The sequence below is a fragment of the Sphingobacterium thermophilum genome, assembly GCF_039541675.1.
In the GTDB taxonomy this organism is placed as follows: Bacteria; Bacteroidota; Bacteroidia; order Sphingobacteriales; family Sphingobacteriaceae; genus Sphingobacterium; species Sphingobacterium thermophilum.
In genome coordinates, this window is record NZ_BAABGR010000003.1 from 1 (window position 1) to 14,323 (window position 14,323).

Annotated in this window: 12 protein-coding genes; 5 read left to right on the forward strand and 7 right to left on the reverse strand. The window is 41.0% G+C overall.

Annotated features, from left to right (window positions below; all coding sequences use genetic code 11):
• The 5 genes from ABD873_RS00710 to ABD873_RS00730 all read left to right on the forward strand — a co-directional run.
• A partial coding sequence (locus tag ABD873_RS00710; protein WP_345063264.1) for a hypothetical protein occupies positions 1 to 291 on the forward strand: 291 nt, incomplete at its 5' end.
• Positions 292 to 526: 235 nt separating this feature from the next.
• The gene (locus tag ABD873_RS00715; RefSeq protein ID WP_345063268.1) at positions 527 to 2,002 is read left to right on the forward strand and encodes an ankyrin repeat domain-containing protein; all 1,476 of its coding nucleotides are present in this window, start codon (positions 527 to 529) and stop codon (positions 2,000 to 2,002) included.
• Between the two features lie 9 nt (positions 2,003 to 2,011).
• Positions 2,012 to 2,506: a DUF2271 domain-containing protein gene (locus ABD873_RS00720; RefSeq protein WP_345063271.1), complete on the forward strand. Its 495-nt coding sequence runs from the start codon at positions 2,012 to 2,014 to the stop codon at positions 2,504 to 2,506.
• A gap of 3 nt (positions 2,507 to 2,509) precedes the next feature.
• Positions 2,510 to 4,702, forward strand: coding sequence for a PepSY domain-containing protein (locus tag ABD873_RS00725; protein ID WP_345063274.1), 2,193 nt, complete (start codon positions 2,510 to 2,512; stop codon positions 4,700 to 4,702).
• Positions 4,702 to 5,685 (forward strand): FAD:protein FMN transferase, encoded by a 984-nt coding sequence (locus tag ABD873_RS00730; RefSeq protein ID WP_345063277.1) that lies wholly within the window; start codon positions 4,702 to 4,704, stop codon positions 5,683 to 5,685. Before ABD873_RS00725 ends, ABD873_RS00730 begins: the two co-directional genes overlap by 1 nt.
• A 5-nt stretch (positions 5,686 to 5,690) precedes the next feature.
• On the opposite strand, the gene ccoS is transcribed toward ABD873_RS00730, so the two are convergent.
• From ccoS to ettA, 7 genes are all read right to left on the reverse strand, one after another.
• Complete coding sequence (ccoS, locus tag ABD873_RS00735; protein ID WP_082021739.1) at positions 5,691 to 5,861, reverse strand: cbb3-type cytochrome oxidase assembly protein CcoS; 171 nt, start codon at positions 5,859 to 5,861, stop codon at positions 5,691 to 5,693.
• Between the two features lie 14 nt (positions 5,862 to 5,875).
• Positions 5,876 to 8,263 carry a heavy metal translocating P-type ATPase gene (locus tag ABD873_RS00740; RefSeq protein ID WP_345063284.1) on the reverse strand — a complete coding sequence of 796 codons (2,388 nt, stop codon included), beginning with the start codon at positions 8,261 to 8,263 and terminating at the stop codon, positions 5,876 to 5,878.
• An 11-nt stretch (positions 8,264 to 8,274) separates the two neighbouring features.
• The gene (hemN, locus tag ABD873_RS00745; RefSeq protein ID WP_345063287.1) at positions 8,275 to 9,627 is read right to left on the reverse strand and encodes an oxygen-independent coproporphyrinogen III oxidase; all 1,353 of its coding nucleotides are present in this window, start codon (positions 9,625 to 9,627) and stop codon (positions 8,275 to 8,277) included.
• A 22-nt stretch (positions 9,628 to 9,649) separates the two neighbouring features.
• On the reverse strand, positions 9,650 to 10,069 hold the full coding sequence (locus ABD873_RS00750) for a Rossmann-fold NAD(P)-binding domain-containing protein (protein ID WP_039052673.1): 420 nt from the start codon (positions 10,067 to 10,069) through the stop codon (positions 9,650 to 9,652).
• 127 nt (positions 10,070 to 10,196) lie between these two features.
• Positions 10,197 to 11,264 (reverse strand): response regulator, encoded by a 1,068-nt coding sequence (locus ABD873_RS00755; protein WP_345063292.1) that lies wholly within the window; start codon positions 11,262 to 11,264, stop codon positions 10,197 to 10,199.
• A gap of 10 nt (positions 11,265 to 11,274) precedes the next feature.
• Positions 11,275 to 12,474, reverse strand: a complete 1,200-nt coding sequence (locus ABD873_RS00760; RefSeq protein WP_345063294.1) for a PAS domain-containing sensor histidine kinase — start codon at positions 12,472 to 12,474, stop codon at positions 11,275 to 11,277.
• A gap of 4 nt (positions 12,475 to 12,478) precedes the next feature.
• Entirely contained in the window at positions 12,479 to 14,161 is a 1,683-nt protein-coding gene (gene ettA / locus ABD873_RS00765; RefSeq protein WP_039052675.1) for an energy-dependent translational throttle protein EttA, read from the reverse strand.
• Positions 14,162 to 14,323 lie beyond the last annotated feature (162 nt).

The window sequence follows — 14,323 nt, forward strand, 5'->3', positions numbered from 1 at the left end:
TACCCGTTACGCTACATGATTAATATCTTAAAGAACTCTCCGCCTCCGCATCTCGCTTCGGCTTTATCTCTTGCCTTACGGCCTTTATTTCTTTTTCTCTCCCCCTTCCTTGCGGACGGGACTGCAAAGGTAGAAACTTTATCCGACTTTCCAAAAACTTTTTTGAAGTTTTTTTTTCTCTTCTTTTTATCGGGCAACAAAAAAGATAAACTATCTTTTCCCTACCCTCTTCTACCCTCTTTTCAAACGTTCCGTAGAACTTCTCTCCCTAGCGGAGTGGTGCAAAGATAGAGAGTTTAAACCATTACTTCCAAACATTTTTAACCTATTTTTTAACCCTTAAAACATAATACGCTGATAATGCGTAAGATATTTTTTAAGTAACCTTAAAACTTTAATAAATCTATTCAAGAAAAAGCACCTTATTACTCCATCTGCCTTATAAAATCACAAATTATTTTGTAAACAGGGAAAAATTCATACTTTTGTTATTTAGAATTAATTTAAATAAAAAAAAGAAGCGATTATGAAAAAAAACTTCCTTTTTGCTCTATTCCTAGCAGCCGCCTTACATGGTAAAGCACAACAAGTATCAAATCCACTAATGAACCCAGACTTCTGGAAAGGCAAACCTAGCTTGGAAATGGTAAAAGCTGAAATAAACAAAGGTCACAGCCCTTCTCAAGGAAATGCAGCATTCTTCGACCCTACCACATATGCTATCAATAACCGAGCTTCAAATGATGTCATCATATATTTGATAGAACAAGAGGGTAATGGAATCCATAAGAAAACACATCATAGCCGCACCTACTTGCAATGGGCTGCAGCGGCAGGAAATGCTGACCTTGTTAAATATCTAATAGAAAAAGGATCTGATATACATTATAAGGACAGTTATGGCGATCCGGTGATTGCCTACGCAGCATCCGCCGGAAATACCAATCTTGAGGTTTATGAAGCACTATTCAAAGCAGGTATAGACCCCAAAGCAACTTATGAAAACGGAGCTACTCTTCTTATGTTAGCAATCGCACATGACACAGACTTTAAAGTTACAGAATACCTGCTCTCCAAAGGATTATCTCTGACCGACAAAGATGCTCACGGTCGAACGGTAGCTGATTATGCCGCCCGATTAGGCAATCTAAGTCTAATAGAAAGGCTCCTTGCTAAGGGGGTAGATCTTACTGACCAAGCTTTATTTTTTGCAACACAAGGGTCACGTCAAAAACAGAACGGTTTGGATGTTTTTCAACAGCTCATAGAAAAATATGGTCTAAACCCTAAGGCTGTCAATCCAAAAGGAGAAACCTTATTGCACATATTGGTAAAAAGACCGAATAAAGAACTTATCAACTACTTCTTATCTAAAGATATTGATATCACAAAAGCAGACCATGATGGCAATACCATCTTAATGAATGCTGCTGCCGGACGAGATGTTCAGCTTGTAGAAACTCTTCTTTCTAAAGCCAACACTATCCATGCACACAACGAAGACGGTGAAACAGCGCTCATAAAAGCGGTAGCTTCTGGATCTGCGGCGATAGTAGATCTTCTCATAAAGAAAGGCGCTGACACTAAAGTGGTAGACAAGAAGGGCAACAATATAGTCTATCACTGGTTTAACTCCTACCGCCCTAATGCCAAAGACGATTTTGTTGAAAAATTGAACGTCCTTAAAGCTGCGGGTATCGACATTACGGCCCCTCAGCAAAATGGGAATACGCTATTCCATCTAGCGGTAGATAAACAGGACATAGATTTAATCAAAAAAGCCGCAGAGCTAGGCGCAGACATCAATGCCCAAGATCAAGATGGCAATACGCCTTTGCATAAAGCAGCTCTTATTGCTAAGGATGATTCCTTACTCAAAACACTTATAGCACTGGGAGCAAAAAAAGAGCTGAAAACCGAATTCGATGAGACTGCCTATGATTTGGCTAAAGAGAACGACTTTTTATCCCGAAACAATATATCTGTAGAATTTTTGAAATAATATAAGGAGATGAAATATACTATTAAACTTTTTGTACTTACCTTCTTTTCCATATTTGCTATACAACATAGCATTGCGCAGACGACTACCAAGTACAAATGCATGATCCAAATGCAAAACTACTCCGGCAAGGAAGCCTATATAGTTATTTCCCTGATCAACCCTAAAGGTGAATATGAAAAAACCTTAGGTATTCTAGGCCCCGACCAAGAGTGGTATAACACCCTGAAAGAATGGGATAAATTCAGAACCAAAAAGAAAGAAAAACTAAATGCCATCACCGGCGCCTCCGTGGCCGGGGGTGCAAGAGCTACTCGAATATTAGAGTTTGACAGCAATAAACTAAACAAAGGTTATCGTATCCGCTTCGAATCGGCTGTAGAAACACAAAAATATCATGTCAAAGACGCAGAAGTGGCTTTGTCTTCCGACATTTTGGACAACAGAGAAGGTATCAAAGGGACGGGTTATATACGTACAATAAGATTTATAAAAGTTCAATAATAAATGACGTTATCGATCTGGAGATTTGCGCATCTTGCTTTAGCATTAATAAGCTCATTGTTTTTACTGATACTGTCCGTTACAGGCGTAATACTAGCTGTAGATGCAGTACAAGAAAAGTACCTTCCCTATCGTGTAAAAAATTTCGAGGAGATCACGCTCGCGCAAAGCATTCCCGCTTTGCGCGATGCTTATACGGAAATATTGCAAGTCACTGTGGATCATAATGACTTTGTAGCAATAGAAGCTTTGGATGAGAAGGGTAACAACATACATGCATATATAGACCCTTTAACGGGCGAAAAATTAGGCAATATCATTCCCAAAAGTCCGTTTATCCAATGGACAACAGCCCTGCACCGCTCCCTATTTCTAAAAGAAACGGGACGTCTCATAGTAGGTATTGTATCTTTCTTACTGCTATTGATAACCATTAGCGGAATCCTCTTGGTCATCAAACGCCAGCAAGGTATCCTCCACTTCTTTGATAAAATAAAGAAAGACAGCTTCGCTCCTTTCTATCATGTCCTATCGGGAAGATGGTTGCTTATCCCCGTTCTTATGATTGCTCTTACTGGAACTATCATCTTTTTGGTAAGACTGGACTTTTTCAAATCCGAAAACATAGAAATACCACACAATATCAGTTCTTCAGAACATTTAACCAAAGAGCTGAAGGATATAGCTTTCTTCCGAAATACCAAACTGACGGATGTAGAAAAAATAGAATTCCCTTTTATTCCGGACGATCCGACAGAACCTTTCATCATCACACTAAAGGACCGCATCGTTTCTATCAACCAGATCAATGGTGATATCCTTCATGAAACAAAACTTCCTTATGCGGCAGTACTTGAAAAAATCAATATCGACCTACATAGCGGAAGAACCAACAGCATATGGGCTATTATCTTAGGAATAGCATCGCTAAATATATTGTTATTTATCTATACGGGATTTGCCATTACCTTAAAACGCTGTCGCACAAAAATTCGAAACAAGTATTCTTCTCAAAATGCTGAGATTGTCATTCTTGTGGGGTCAGAAAACGGCTCTACAATTTCTTTTGCCAACAAAATACATCAACAGCTGCTTGCAAAGGGACATCGCTCGTTCCTTACAATGATGAACCAATACGTCTCCTTTCCAAAGGTTAGAAATATTTTCATTCTCACTTCCACTTATGGATTGGGTGATGCGCCCAGCAATGCAGATAAATTCATTTCCTTATTAGAAAAACATCCTCAACAAGGAAAAGTGGGCTTCAGCGTGGTGGGATTCGGCTCTACAGCATATCACGATTATTGCGCTTTCGCCCAGACAGCAGACAAAATAGTAGAACAACAGCCTTGGGCTGTCCGAATCACCAACCTTTTTACCGTCAATGACAAATCTTCTAACGAATTTGTAGAATGGGTAAGGCATCTCAACCATAAACTTTCTTTAGGTCTTTCTACCTCCCCGGCTGCGTACAACCCACATATATCGGGATTAAAGAAGTTTACCGTAGTAGAAAAAACACAAGCAACAGAAACTAACCCTACCTTCAAAGTGCTCTTAAAGAGCAGACAGAACTTTGTCTCCGGAGATTTATTGGCCATATACCCAGCTGATGACCACAGAGAGCGATTATATTCTATTGGCAGAAAAGGAAATTATATACAACTGGTGGTCAAACTATTTCCTAACGGCTTGGGTTCCGGCTTTTTGCATAGTCTAACTAAAGGTCAGACCATTCTAGGCCGTATCATGCCCAATCCTTCTTTCCACTTTCCGAAGAATGCCAATCAGGTGGCCCTTATCGCCAACGGAACGGGAATAGCCCCTTTCCTGGGTATGATAAGCGATAATACATCTCATATTCCTTTAAGACTTTATGCTGGATTCCGACACGACAATGAGCTTGTCCAAGAATACAGACAATTTGCTACGGCAGAAATTGAAAGACAGCATCTCTCGGAAATTCATTTTGCATTCTCACGCGAACAAGACAAACAGTATGTTATGGATTTGATTCGAAGAGATGCCAAGTATTTCGCAGACCTTCTTCATAACGAAGGGAAGATTATGATTTGTGGATCCCTACAGATGCAGAAAGATGTAGAAAAGGTACTAGACCAGATCTCTCAGTCATACAACAACGAAAGTCTGTCTACCTATAAGTCAAAAAAACAAATTCTGACAGATTGCTATTGATGAAAGACTATAAATTTTTCAGAAATAATTTGCTGCTATTATTAGTCATATTAGGCTTTGGCCCCTCCATGCTAAATGCCCAAGATATTGCTGTGACCCGCAATACATTCCTTATGGGTTCTCAATTTCAGATTACTATCGTAGCTCAGGATAGCATCACGGCAAATCACTTTATTGACCTTACCATAGAAGAGATGGAGCGTATAGAAAATCTGATTTCAGAATGGCGACCACATACACAAGTATCCGAAATCAACAGGCTGGCAGGAATCAAACCCGTAAAAGTGGACAAAGAACTTTTGGAACTCACGCAAAGAGCCTTATACTACTCTTCCATGACGGAAGGCGCCTTTGATATCAGTATTGCTGCTCTGGACAAAGTGTGGAAGTTCGACGGCAGCATGACACATAAGCCTTCAGAAACCACCGTCAGAGAATCCATCAAAAATGTAGGCTATGAAAATATCATTCTAGACACTACCCATTCCACCATCTTTCTGTCCCAAAAAGGAATGAAAATAGGCTTTGGCTCCATCGGAAAAGGTTACGCTGCAGATCGAGGTCGAGCACTCATGAAATCTTTAGGCGTTAAAGGAGGAGTAGTAAATGCCTCCGGCGACCTAACTACATGGGGATCACAACCTCTTGGCAAAACATGGAAAATAGGTATTAAAAATCCGTTTAGAAAGCACCGCATAGCCAAGGTACTCAAGCTTAAAGAAAGTGCAGTAGCTACTTCTGGCAGTTACGAAAAATATGCTGAAATTGATGGCATTCGCTATTCACACATCATCAATCCCAAGACCGGCTATCCTTCCACTGGACTTACAAGTGTTACCATCTGGGGACCGTCAGCCGAATTCGCCAATTTCTTAAGCACCTCCATCATGGTGTTGGGGACAAAGCAAGGTATTGCATTGGCAAAAAAATTCCCGGAATATAGTTTCTTCCTTATTACAGATAATGGTAGGATAATAAAATAATCTTTCTACTTCACCTCTGCACTATCGGTATCTTTTACCTCATCATCAAACAAGATTCGCACCGAAGGGGTATATGTATCCTCATATTGTTTGGTTTTATTGGCCCAAAAGAAAGCCCCAAGGAAAATCAAAGCTATAATAACACTAAACCCAATTAATAAAAAAATTATGTTCATTGTACTATACTTTTTTATAACAGTCCTCTTCGCTTACCGCACCAACGTGTCATCAAGCTTGTAAAAGATATTATGGTCACCGTACTTATAGGCATCAATATAGCGGCAAATAATGGAGACATCGTTCCTTGTACCGCAAAGCTCAATCCTATGATGTTATACATCAACGATATGCCGAAACTCATCTTGATGACTTTCACCGCATCTTTACTAAAATTAAAAAAAGCCGGAATCTTATCAAAGGAAACACCATCCAAGATAGCATCACAGCCCGGAGAAAAATTGTTGATATCATCCGATACAGCAATTCCAAGATCAGCCTTACGCAGTGCCCCCGCATCGTTAAGCCCATCTCCCAGCATACACACTTTATGATTTTGCTTTTGCCATTGATCAATACGTTGCAGCTTCTCGGAAGGATTTTGGTTAAACAACAGCTGAGATTCCGAAGGGAAGATTATCTTCAGCGCCTCAGCCTTTCGTTCGTTATCTCCCGAAATAAGATGAAGGTTATAGCCCTCCTTCTTCAGAGCCTGCACCACATCATTGAGCCTAGGACGCCATGACTGCTCCAATGTAAAAACGCCTTTTAATTCATCATTTATTTTTACGTAAACAGCAGTGCTCTCCGCGGTTTTTGCAACACCAACATATCCGGCACTGCCTATATCTACCTTATAATCTAAATATTTTGCTGACTGTCCTTTCCCCACCACTTCTTTGTAGTCCGATATGGGAAGGATGTTGCACGTACCTATCCATTTCACGATTTCTCTGCTCAAGGGGTGATTAGAGTTACGGCACATGGAGAAAAGTATATCTTTCTCCAGAGCACTTAATTCTCCTTCGAACCATAAAGCTGATGCATTAGGCGATGTGATGGTACCCGTCTTATCAAACACCACCGTATCAATTGCTGCCATCTGCTCTATGGCCGCGGTATTTTTGATATAAAATTTGTTACGGTCGAAAATGCTCAATGCCGCCGAAAGAGTAAATGGAGAACTTAAAGCCAAAGCACACGGACAAGCGATGATAAGCACTGCCGTAAAAGCTCCCCAAGCTTTGTCAGCATGTCCGTTGATCCACCAAAACGCCAACGCGGTCAACGCTATGCTCACTAAGACAACCGTAAAATATTTGCTTATGAAACCTACAAAAGTGTCGAATTTCTTTTCGTAAGTCTTGAAAGACTCGTTGTTCCATAGACGTGTAAGGTAGCTTTGATAGACAGGTTTTACCACTTCCAGCTCTATGGCTTCGCCCAACTGTCGTCCTCCGGCATACACTACCTCTCCCAAAACTTTGTCCACCGGCTTACTCTCACCTGTCACAAAGCTGAAATCCACAGATGCGTTTCCCTTTAGTAGGATTGCATCAGCAGGGATAATCTCATTATTACGTATAAGTATCCGATCTCCTACCTTTAAATCTCCTATCTGTTTAGGAATTTCCTTATTCTCTTCCATGACCGTTACCGCCACAGGAAAATAGGAACGGTAATCTCTTTCAAAAGATATATGATAATATGTTCTTTGCTGTACCCATTTACCTACCAAGATAAAAAACACCAGACTACACAAGGTATCCATAAACCCCGGACCGGTATGGGTTAAGATTTCTATAGCAGAGCGTAAAAACAGCACCAGAATCCCTAAGGCTAAAGGAACATCCAAGTTGAGTTGCTTCTGCTTTAAGCTGTTCCATGCCGACTTGAAATAGTCCGCAGCACTGTAAAACAAAACTGGAATTCCGAATGCCAAATTCATGTAACCAAAGAAATGGGCATATTCACGTTCAAATTCTCCTATACCGAAGTAGTCAGGAAAACTAATCATCATGGAATTGCCAAAGCAAAATCCTGCGACGGTAAGTTTCGCAATAAGTCCATTGTAACTCACTTTTCTACTTTCCTTAACTACATCTTGAAGTGTAATTTTAGGCTCGTAGCCAATGCGCTGAAGTAGTTCCACCACTTCTCTCAGTGTAATTAACTGTTTATCGAAAGTGATGCTAGCCTGTTTTTTCATAAAATCCACTTTTGAAGATCGGATGGCAGGCTCCAGCTTATACACATTTTCCAACAGCCATATGCAGGAACTACAATGGATAGCGGGTATATAAAAGGTGATAATCCCTATTTGGTCGTCCTGATAGTCTACCAACTTGGCAACAATATTGGGTTCGTCAAGATAAGAGAGATCCTGCTTCTGCAATTTTTGTGATTTTCCAGGATGAGTATTATAACGGTAATAGCTCTCCAGATTATTCTGGCTTAGGATTTGATACACTGTCTGACATCCCAAACAACAGAAAGTGTGGGAATCCAATACATAGGGAGTTTCCTCCACTTTGTCACCACAGTGAAAGCATGTGGTTCCTATCTTCGTCTCTACCACCATAATGTTATCCTTTAAATTGCTTGACTGAACAAGTTGTCTCGCTCCTGACGACGTTGTAAACGCTCATCAAAAGCCATACATACGTTGCGTAAGAAAGATTTCCCTGTCGGTGTTATACTGATCGTATTGTCTTTGATCCGAATCAGTTGGTCCTGCTCCAGAGGAGAGAGACGCGACAGGAAACGCTCATTCAACTCGTGCTGAGGTTTTAGATTCACCACGCCTCGGCACATCATGTCTAAGATATATTGACGGATAGTCAGGTCCTCGTCATTCAAAAAATGTCCTTTAAATACTGGGAGCAATCCTTGTCGGATAAGATCGTGATATTCTTCAACGGTTTTCACATTCTGACCAAAGGCTGTCCATGCATCCGAAATAGCGGAAACACCTAGCCCTATCATCAATGGAGTATACCTATCGGCATATCCCATGAAGTTGCGATGTAATGTTCCGTTTACGTTGGCTTCAAAGAGCGCATCCCCCTTCTTTGCGAAATGGTCCATCCCTACATCTTCGTAGCCGGCTTCCTGAATCATCGCTTTACCTTGCAGATACAGCTCTAGCTTGGCCTTACCTACCGGAAGATCCAACTCCGTAAAGCGTCTTTGGCCAGGTTTTATCCAGGGCACATGAGCATAACTGTAAAAGGATATACGGTCCGGAGAAAGTTTCAGCGATAAATTAAGAGTATGCTTGATAGAATCTAACGTCTGCAGAGGAAGTCCATATATTAAATCAAAGTTGATGGATTCATAACCTATCTGACGAGCTTCTTTCATAACTCGTGAAACATCCTCTACCGTCTGGTGTCTATTTATGACATACTGAACCTTCTCATCAAAGTCCTGAATTCCAAGACTCAATCTCTTAAACCCTAGGTCATATAAGGTCTGAAGGTGCTCGCGGGTAGTATTTGCGGGATGGGCTTCAAACGAAAAACTTGCATCTTGCGTTTTTTTGTTACCCGCCAATATCCCTTGAATTAATTTTTTAAGATTCTCTGGTGAAAAAAAAGTGGGAGTACCGCCACCAAGATGTATCTCCTGAATCAAGACACCTCCTTCTCCAAAAAGCTGACGGTACATTTCCCACTCTTTTAATAAAGAACCGATGTAAGGATCTTCAACCTTATGGTTTTTCGTAATGCGCGTATTACAACCACAATAGGTGCAAAGACTTTCGCAATACGGTAAATGAATATAGATACTTATTCCTTCGGATTTTGTTTGCTTATAACGGGCTACTACCCTTTCCGTCCATTCTTCACGGTTAAATTTTTCATTTTCCCAAAAAGGAACGGTAGGATAAGAAGTGTACCTCGGAGCAGGTACATTATATTTGTCAATCAACTTCTCTAACATCGGTTCAAAATTTAGAAGTTTATTATAAAGTTTTATCCTTATTACACGAAAACCCACATTGACAGGAACTTCCCAAACATTCGTTTTGTGTCCAAAGTGTAAGATTCTTTATGGTCTGTTGAGCTACACTCTCCAATGATGTATCCGAATCCGGCGTGTTAGCGACATGAAATTTGAGTTTCTTCGCATAATCCATATCGATATGATCCATCGTAGAAGAGCGTGTAATAATCTTATTTACATTAATATTATGTAGCGCATCTAAAATTTCTCGGTCCAAAATATCTTTATGCGAAATGATGACCACCTCTTTCCCTACAGCATATCTTAATGTTTCAAGATTCAGAGGATTCGAAATAAGGGTCAAGTCATGCACCTTAGCATTAGCTTTGGCCAATGTCTCCTTCTCAAAATCTTGAATATTATAGACTACAACACGCATATATTTTTTAATCCCTTAAATTGTCCAAAATTACCAGATTAAAGCGGGGCATGGTATGTAACCGGTCAGGAGAATATGTGATATAAGTCACAAAAAAAGGCTCCCGAAAGGGAGCCCTAGAAATTTCTTATTGTCTGATATTTTTAAGCTTGCGGATGGAAAAAATCCGTATGGCATTTCCTTCTTTAGTGATGAGCTTTTCCTCCTTAAAGTCCGCCAACATACGGCTTATGGTCTCATTGGCTGTCCCTGCCAATGCCGCCAAATCGTCGCGTGACACGCGAATCACCACCTCATCCTGATTTTCATCGCTGACAGATTTTACCGCGACCTGCACCAAAGTATTGGCAACACGCTTTCTTACAGAGTCATAAGCAAAGCCCAGCATCTGCTCTTCTTTTTCTTTCACGTTGCCAGAAAGTAGCTTTATAAATTTAGAAGCAAGCACCGGCTTATTGAACATGAGTTCAAAGAATTTTTCTTTCGGAATTAAAGCAATCTCTGTATCTTCTAATGCACTGGCATTGTCCGTATATTTTTCGTTCAGTAAGACAGATTCATAACCGAAAAACTCAGTCGCCGAAAGTATACTTGTCGTCAGTTCCCTACCATCTTGATAATACAGAAAAGTTCTCACCTTTCCGGACTTCACATAATATACATACACAGGACTATCCCCTTCCTCGTAGATAAGCTGCTTTTTCTTGTATACTTTGACACGCGCTTCATTGACAAGCTCGTTCAGCATTAAATCCTGCTCCTCGTCACTAAGGCTCAACGGATTGCTGCTTTTATGTGCAAACAAGGTCTGCAGGCTTTCTCTTTTCTTCAGACGGCTTTCGATGGAATTGAGCAATTCCAAATCATCAAAAGGCTTAACCAGATAGTCGTCGGCCCCCATTTCCATAGCTTTGCGCATATCCAAACGCTCCGACTTGGCCGTGAGGAAAATAAAGGGAATGTGCATAGTCTGCTCATGCTTAGAGAGCATATACAATACGCCGTAGCCATCCAACTCAGGCATCATGATGTCACATAAAATAAGATCCGGAATATGCTGCATAGCCATCTCCACCCCCTCTTTTCCGTTTTCTGCCTGCAAAACCTCATACCCCCCAGTAAGTTCCAAAATTTCGGCCGTACTCTCTCTGATTTCTAAATTATCCTCAACGATTAATATTTTTTTCTTAGTCATAGACAGATGATTATTTGTTACGTCTGAAGATCATTTTAAAGGATGTTCCTTTGTTTAATGCTGATTTATATTCCATTTCTCCTCCCATAAGTTGCACATATCGCTTAACAATATTAAGACCTAACCCCGTTCCAGGAATATTTCCTGTATTGTGCGCCCTGAAGAAGGGCTCAAACAGATGTTTTTGTGCATCTTCCGGAATACCGATACCGTTGTCACTGACCATCACTGTACATAAATCATCTGTAATTTCTGTGGCAAACTCTATAAAGGTATCTTCTCCAGAATATTTTATGGCATTGGAGATAAGGTTGATAATACTGTTCTTTAAGAGGTGGGCATCCAACTCAAATTCAGCCTGCGTTCCCGTATGCTGATAAACGATATGCTGGTTTTTCTTGCATATCAGCTGCATCTCCGCCGTGATCTCTTCTCCGAGCTGCACGACATTAATTTTTTCCATTTTTACGACCACCACGCCGGCTTCTAACTTCTCCAAAGACAGAAAGTCATTGAGAATATTATTGAGCAGCTGCACAGCGCCCTTGATACGGTTGGTATGTTTCATGATGGATTCCGCCGCATTCGGCTTCTCCAGATATTTATCTATAAGAGATGCTGACAACTGAACAGAACTTAAAGGTGTTCGGAATTCGTGTGAAGCCATAGACACAAAACGCGACTTAAGCTGGTTCAGTTCTTTTTCCTTTTCCAACGATTTGGAAACCTCCGCCTTCGCTTTCTCTAATTCAGACACCAAGGCTATCAGATCTTTGGTACGGTTACGGACGATCTCTTCCAGCTCCAACGTATGCTTACGAAGTTCCTCTTCGGCCTTTTTCTCCTTGGACAGATCGTGAATAAAGCCTGCAAAGACGCTTTTATCCTTATAAAACACCTCACTTACTGCCAGGCGAAAAGGAAAGGTCGAGCCGTCTTTTTTACGGCCCAAAACCTCACGGCCTATACCTATAATTTTCTTTTTGCCTGTTCGCCTGTAATTTTCTATATAAGAATCATGCAAGCTCCTATCCGGCTCCGGCATCAATATGGAAACATTCTGCCCCACGACCTCTTCAGCTGTATAGCCAAACAACTCTAGTGCTGCCGGATTGATAGACTCGATAAATCCCCGATTATCGGTAGTGATAATACCGTCTATAGCGTTTTCTATAATCGCTTCTAGAAGCTTTGCGGATTCTAAACTCATCTTCTTATTTAACCAACTTTTTGTATTTAATACGTTTAGGAGCTACATCTCCCAAGCGTTTTTTACGGTTTTCTTCATATTCGGTATAATTTCCTTCGAAGAAATACACCTGAGAATCGCCTTCAAATGCCAAGATATGCGTACATATCCTGTCGAGGAACCAACGGTCGTGGGAAATGATCACAGCACAGCCACCAAAATTTTCCAAACCTTCCTCCAAGGCACGTAACGTATTTACGTCAATATCGTTGGTAGGCTCGTCCAACAACAGTACGTTAGCACCTTTTTTCAAGGTCATTGCTAAATGGACGCGGTTTCTTTCCCCTCCAGACAATACTCCCACTTTCTTTTGTTGGTCAGCTCCATTGAAATTAAACTTAGAAACATATGCTCTGGAGTTAACCATCCTGTTACCTAACATGATGTTGTCGCTACCCCCCGATATATTTTCCCATACACTTTTCTCAGGGTCAAGGTCGTCGTGCATTTGGTCTACATACCCTAACACTACTGTTTCCCCTACACGGAAAGTTCCAGAATCCGGCTGTTCCTGACCTGTGATTAATCTAAACAAGGTAGTCTTTCCAGCACCATTAGGACCTATAATTCCAACGATACCTGCAGGAGGTAAGGAAAAACTCAAATTTTCGAACAGGATACGATCTCCATAGGCTTTGGTTACATTTTGTGCTTCGATAACGACATTTCCTAAGCGCGGTCCAGGAGGAATAAAAAGCTCCAGCTTCTCTTCACGCTCCTTCGTTTCTTCCGACGCTAACTTTTCATAGTTGTGAAGACGGGCCTTAGATTTGGCATGACGGGCTTTAGGTGCCATGCGTACCCACTCCAGCTCACGTTCCAATGTTTTTTGACGTTTGGTTTCCTGCTTTTCTTCTTGGGCTAAGCGTTTAGCTTTCTGATCCAGCCAAGAAGAGTAGTTCCCCTTCCAAGGAATACCTTCTCCTCTATCCAACTCCAAAATCCATCCCGCCACATTATCCAAGAAGTATCTGTCGTGCGTCACTGCGATGACCGTACCTTTGTATTGCTGAAGGTGCTGCTCCAGCCAATCTATAGACTCCGCGTCCAAGTGGTTGGTAGGCTCATCCAACAACAATACATCCGGCTCTTGAAGCAGAAGACGACACAAAGCTACCCGACGGCGCTCACCACCTGACAGATTGGCAACTTTAGCATCAGGATCCGGACAGCGCAACGCATCCATGGCTCGCTCCAGTTTCGTGTCTAACTCCCACGCATTAGTAGCATCGATTTTATCTTGTAATTCGCCCTGACGTGCCAACAGCTTATCCATCTCATCCGGATTCTCATACACCTCAGGCAGACCGAACTTTTCGTTTATTTCTTCATATTCTTTCAAAATGGAAGTGATTTCAGCAACTCCTTCTTCTACCACTTCACGTACTGTCTTTTCAGGATCCAGCTCCGGCTCCTGAGGAAGATAGCCTACTGAATAGCCTGGCGAGAATACCACTTCTCCTTGATAGGATTTGTCTATACCGGCAATTATCTTCAATAAAGAAGATTTTCCAGAACCATTAAGACCTATAACCCCAATCTTTGCACCATAAAAAAAGGATAAGTATATATTTTTAAGAACTTGTTTTTGCGGCGGATAGATTTTGTTTACCCCCGCCATGGAAAATATTACTTTTTCGTCAGACATATAAAAACAATAAACTGATTTTTTATTAAATTTATTTAAGTCAAAGATAGTCAAATTAAGCCCCAAACAAAAATTGGTACCACTTTCAAATTTAAAGAAGTGACGACACCTAAAATCTGCCATTTTGTCGATAAAATTTAATGGCGCAATTGTTGATAATTT

What these genes read in the sequence shown, in the direction of transcription:
- ettA (WP_039052675.1), bottom strand. Translation starts at nt 14,161, where the DNA reads ATGTCTGACGAAAAAGTAATATTTTCCATGGCGGGGGTAAACAAAATC.
- ABD873_RS00730 (WP_345063277.1), top strand. Translation starts at nt 4,702, where the DNA reads ATGAAAGACTATAAATTTTTCAGAAATAATTTGCTGCTATTATTAGTC.
- ABD873_RS00725 (WP_345063274.1), top strand. Translation starts at nt 2,510, where the DNA reads ATGACGTTATCGATCTGGAGATTTGCGCATCTTGCTTTAGCATTAATA.
- ABD873_RS00720 (WP_345063271.1), top strand. Translation starts at nt 2,012, where the DNA reads ATGAAATATACTATTAAACTTTTTGTACTTACCTTCTTTTCCATATTT.
- ABD873_RS00750 (WP_039052673.1), bottom strand. Translation starts at nt 10,069, where the DNA reads ATGCGTGTTGTAGTCTATAATATTCAAGATTTTGAGAAGGAGACATTG.
- hemN (WP_345063287.1), bottom strand. Translation starts at nt 9,627, where the DNA reads ATGTTAGAGAAGTTGATTGACAAATATAATGTACCTGCTCCGAGGTAC.
- ABD873_RS00760 (WP_345063294.1), bottom strand. Translation starts at nt 12,474, where the DNA reads ATGAGTTTAGAATCCGCAAAGCTTCTAGAAGCGATTATAGAAAACGCT.
- ABD873_RS00715 (WP_345063268.1), top strand. Translation starts at nt 527, where the DNA reads ATGAAAAAAAACTTCCTTTTTGCTCTATTCCTAGCAGCCGCCTTACAT.
- ABD873_RS00740 (WP_345063284.1), bottom strand. Translation starts at nt 8,263, where the DNA reads ATGGTGGTAGAGACGAAGATAGGAACCACATGCTTTCACTGTGGTGAC.
- ABD873_RS00755 (WP_345063292.1), bottom strand. Translation starts at nt 11,264, where the DNA reads ATGACTAAGAAAAAAATATTAATCGTTGAGGATAATTTAGAAATCAGA.
- ccoS (WP_082021739.1), bottom strand. Translation starts at nt 5,861, where the DNA reads ATGAACATAATTTTTTTATTAATTGGGTTTAGTGTTATTATAGCTTTG.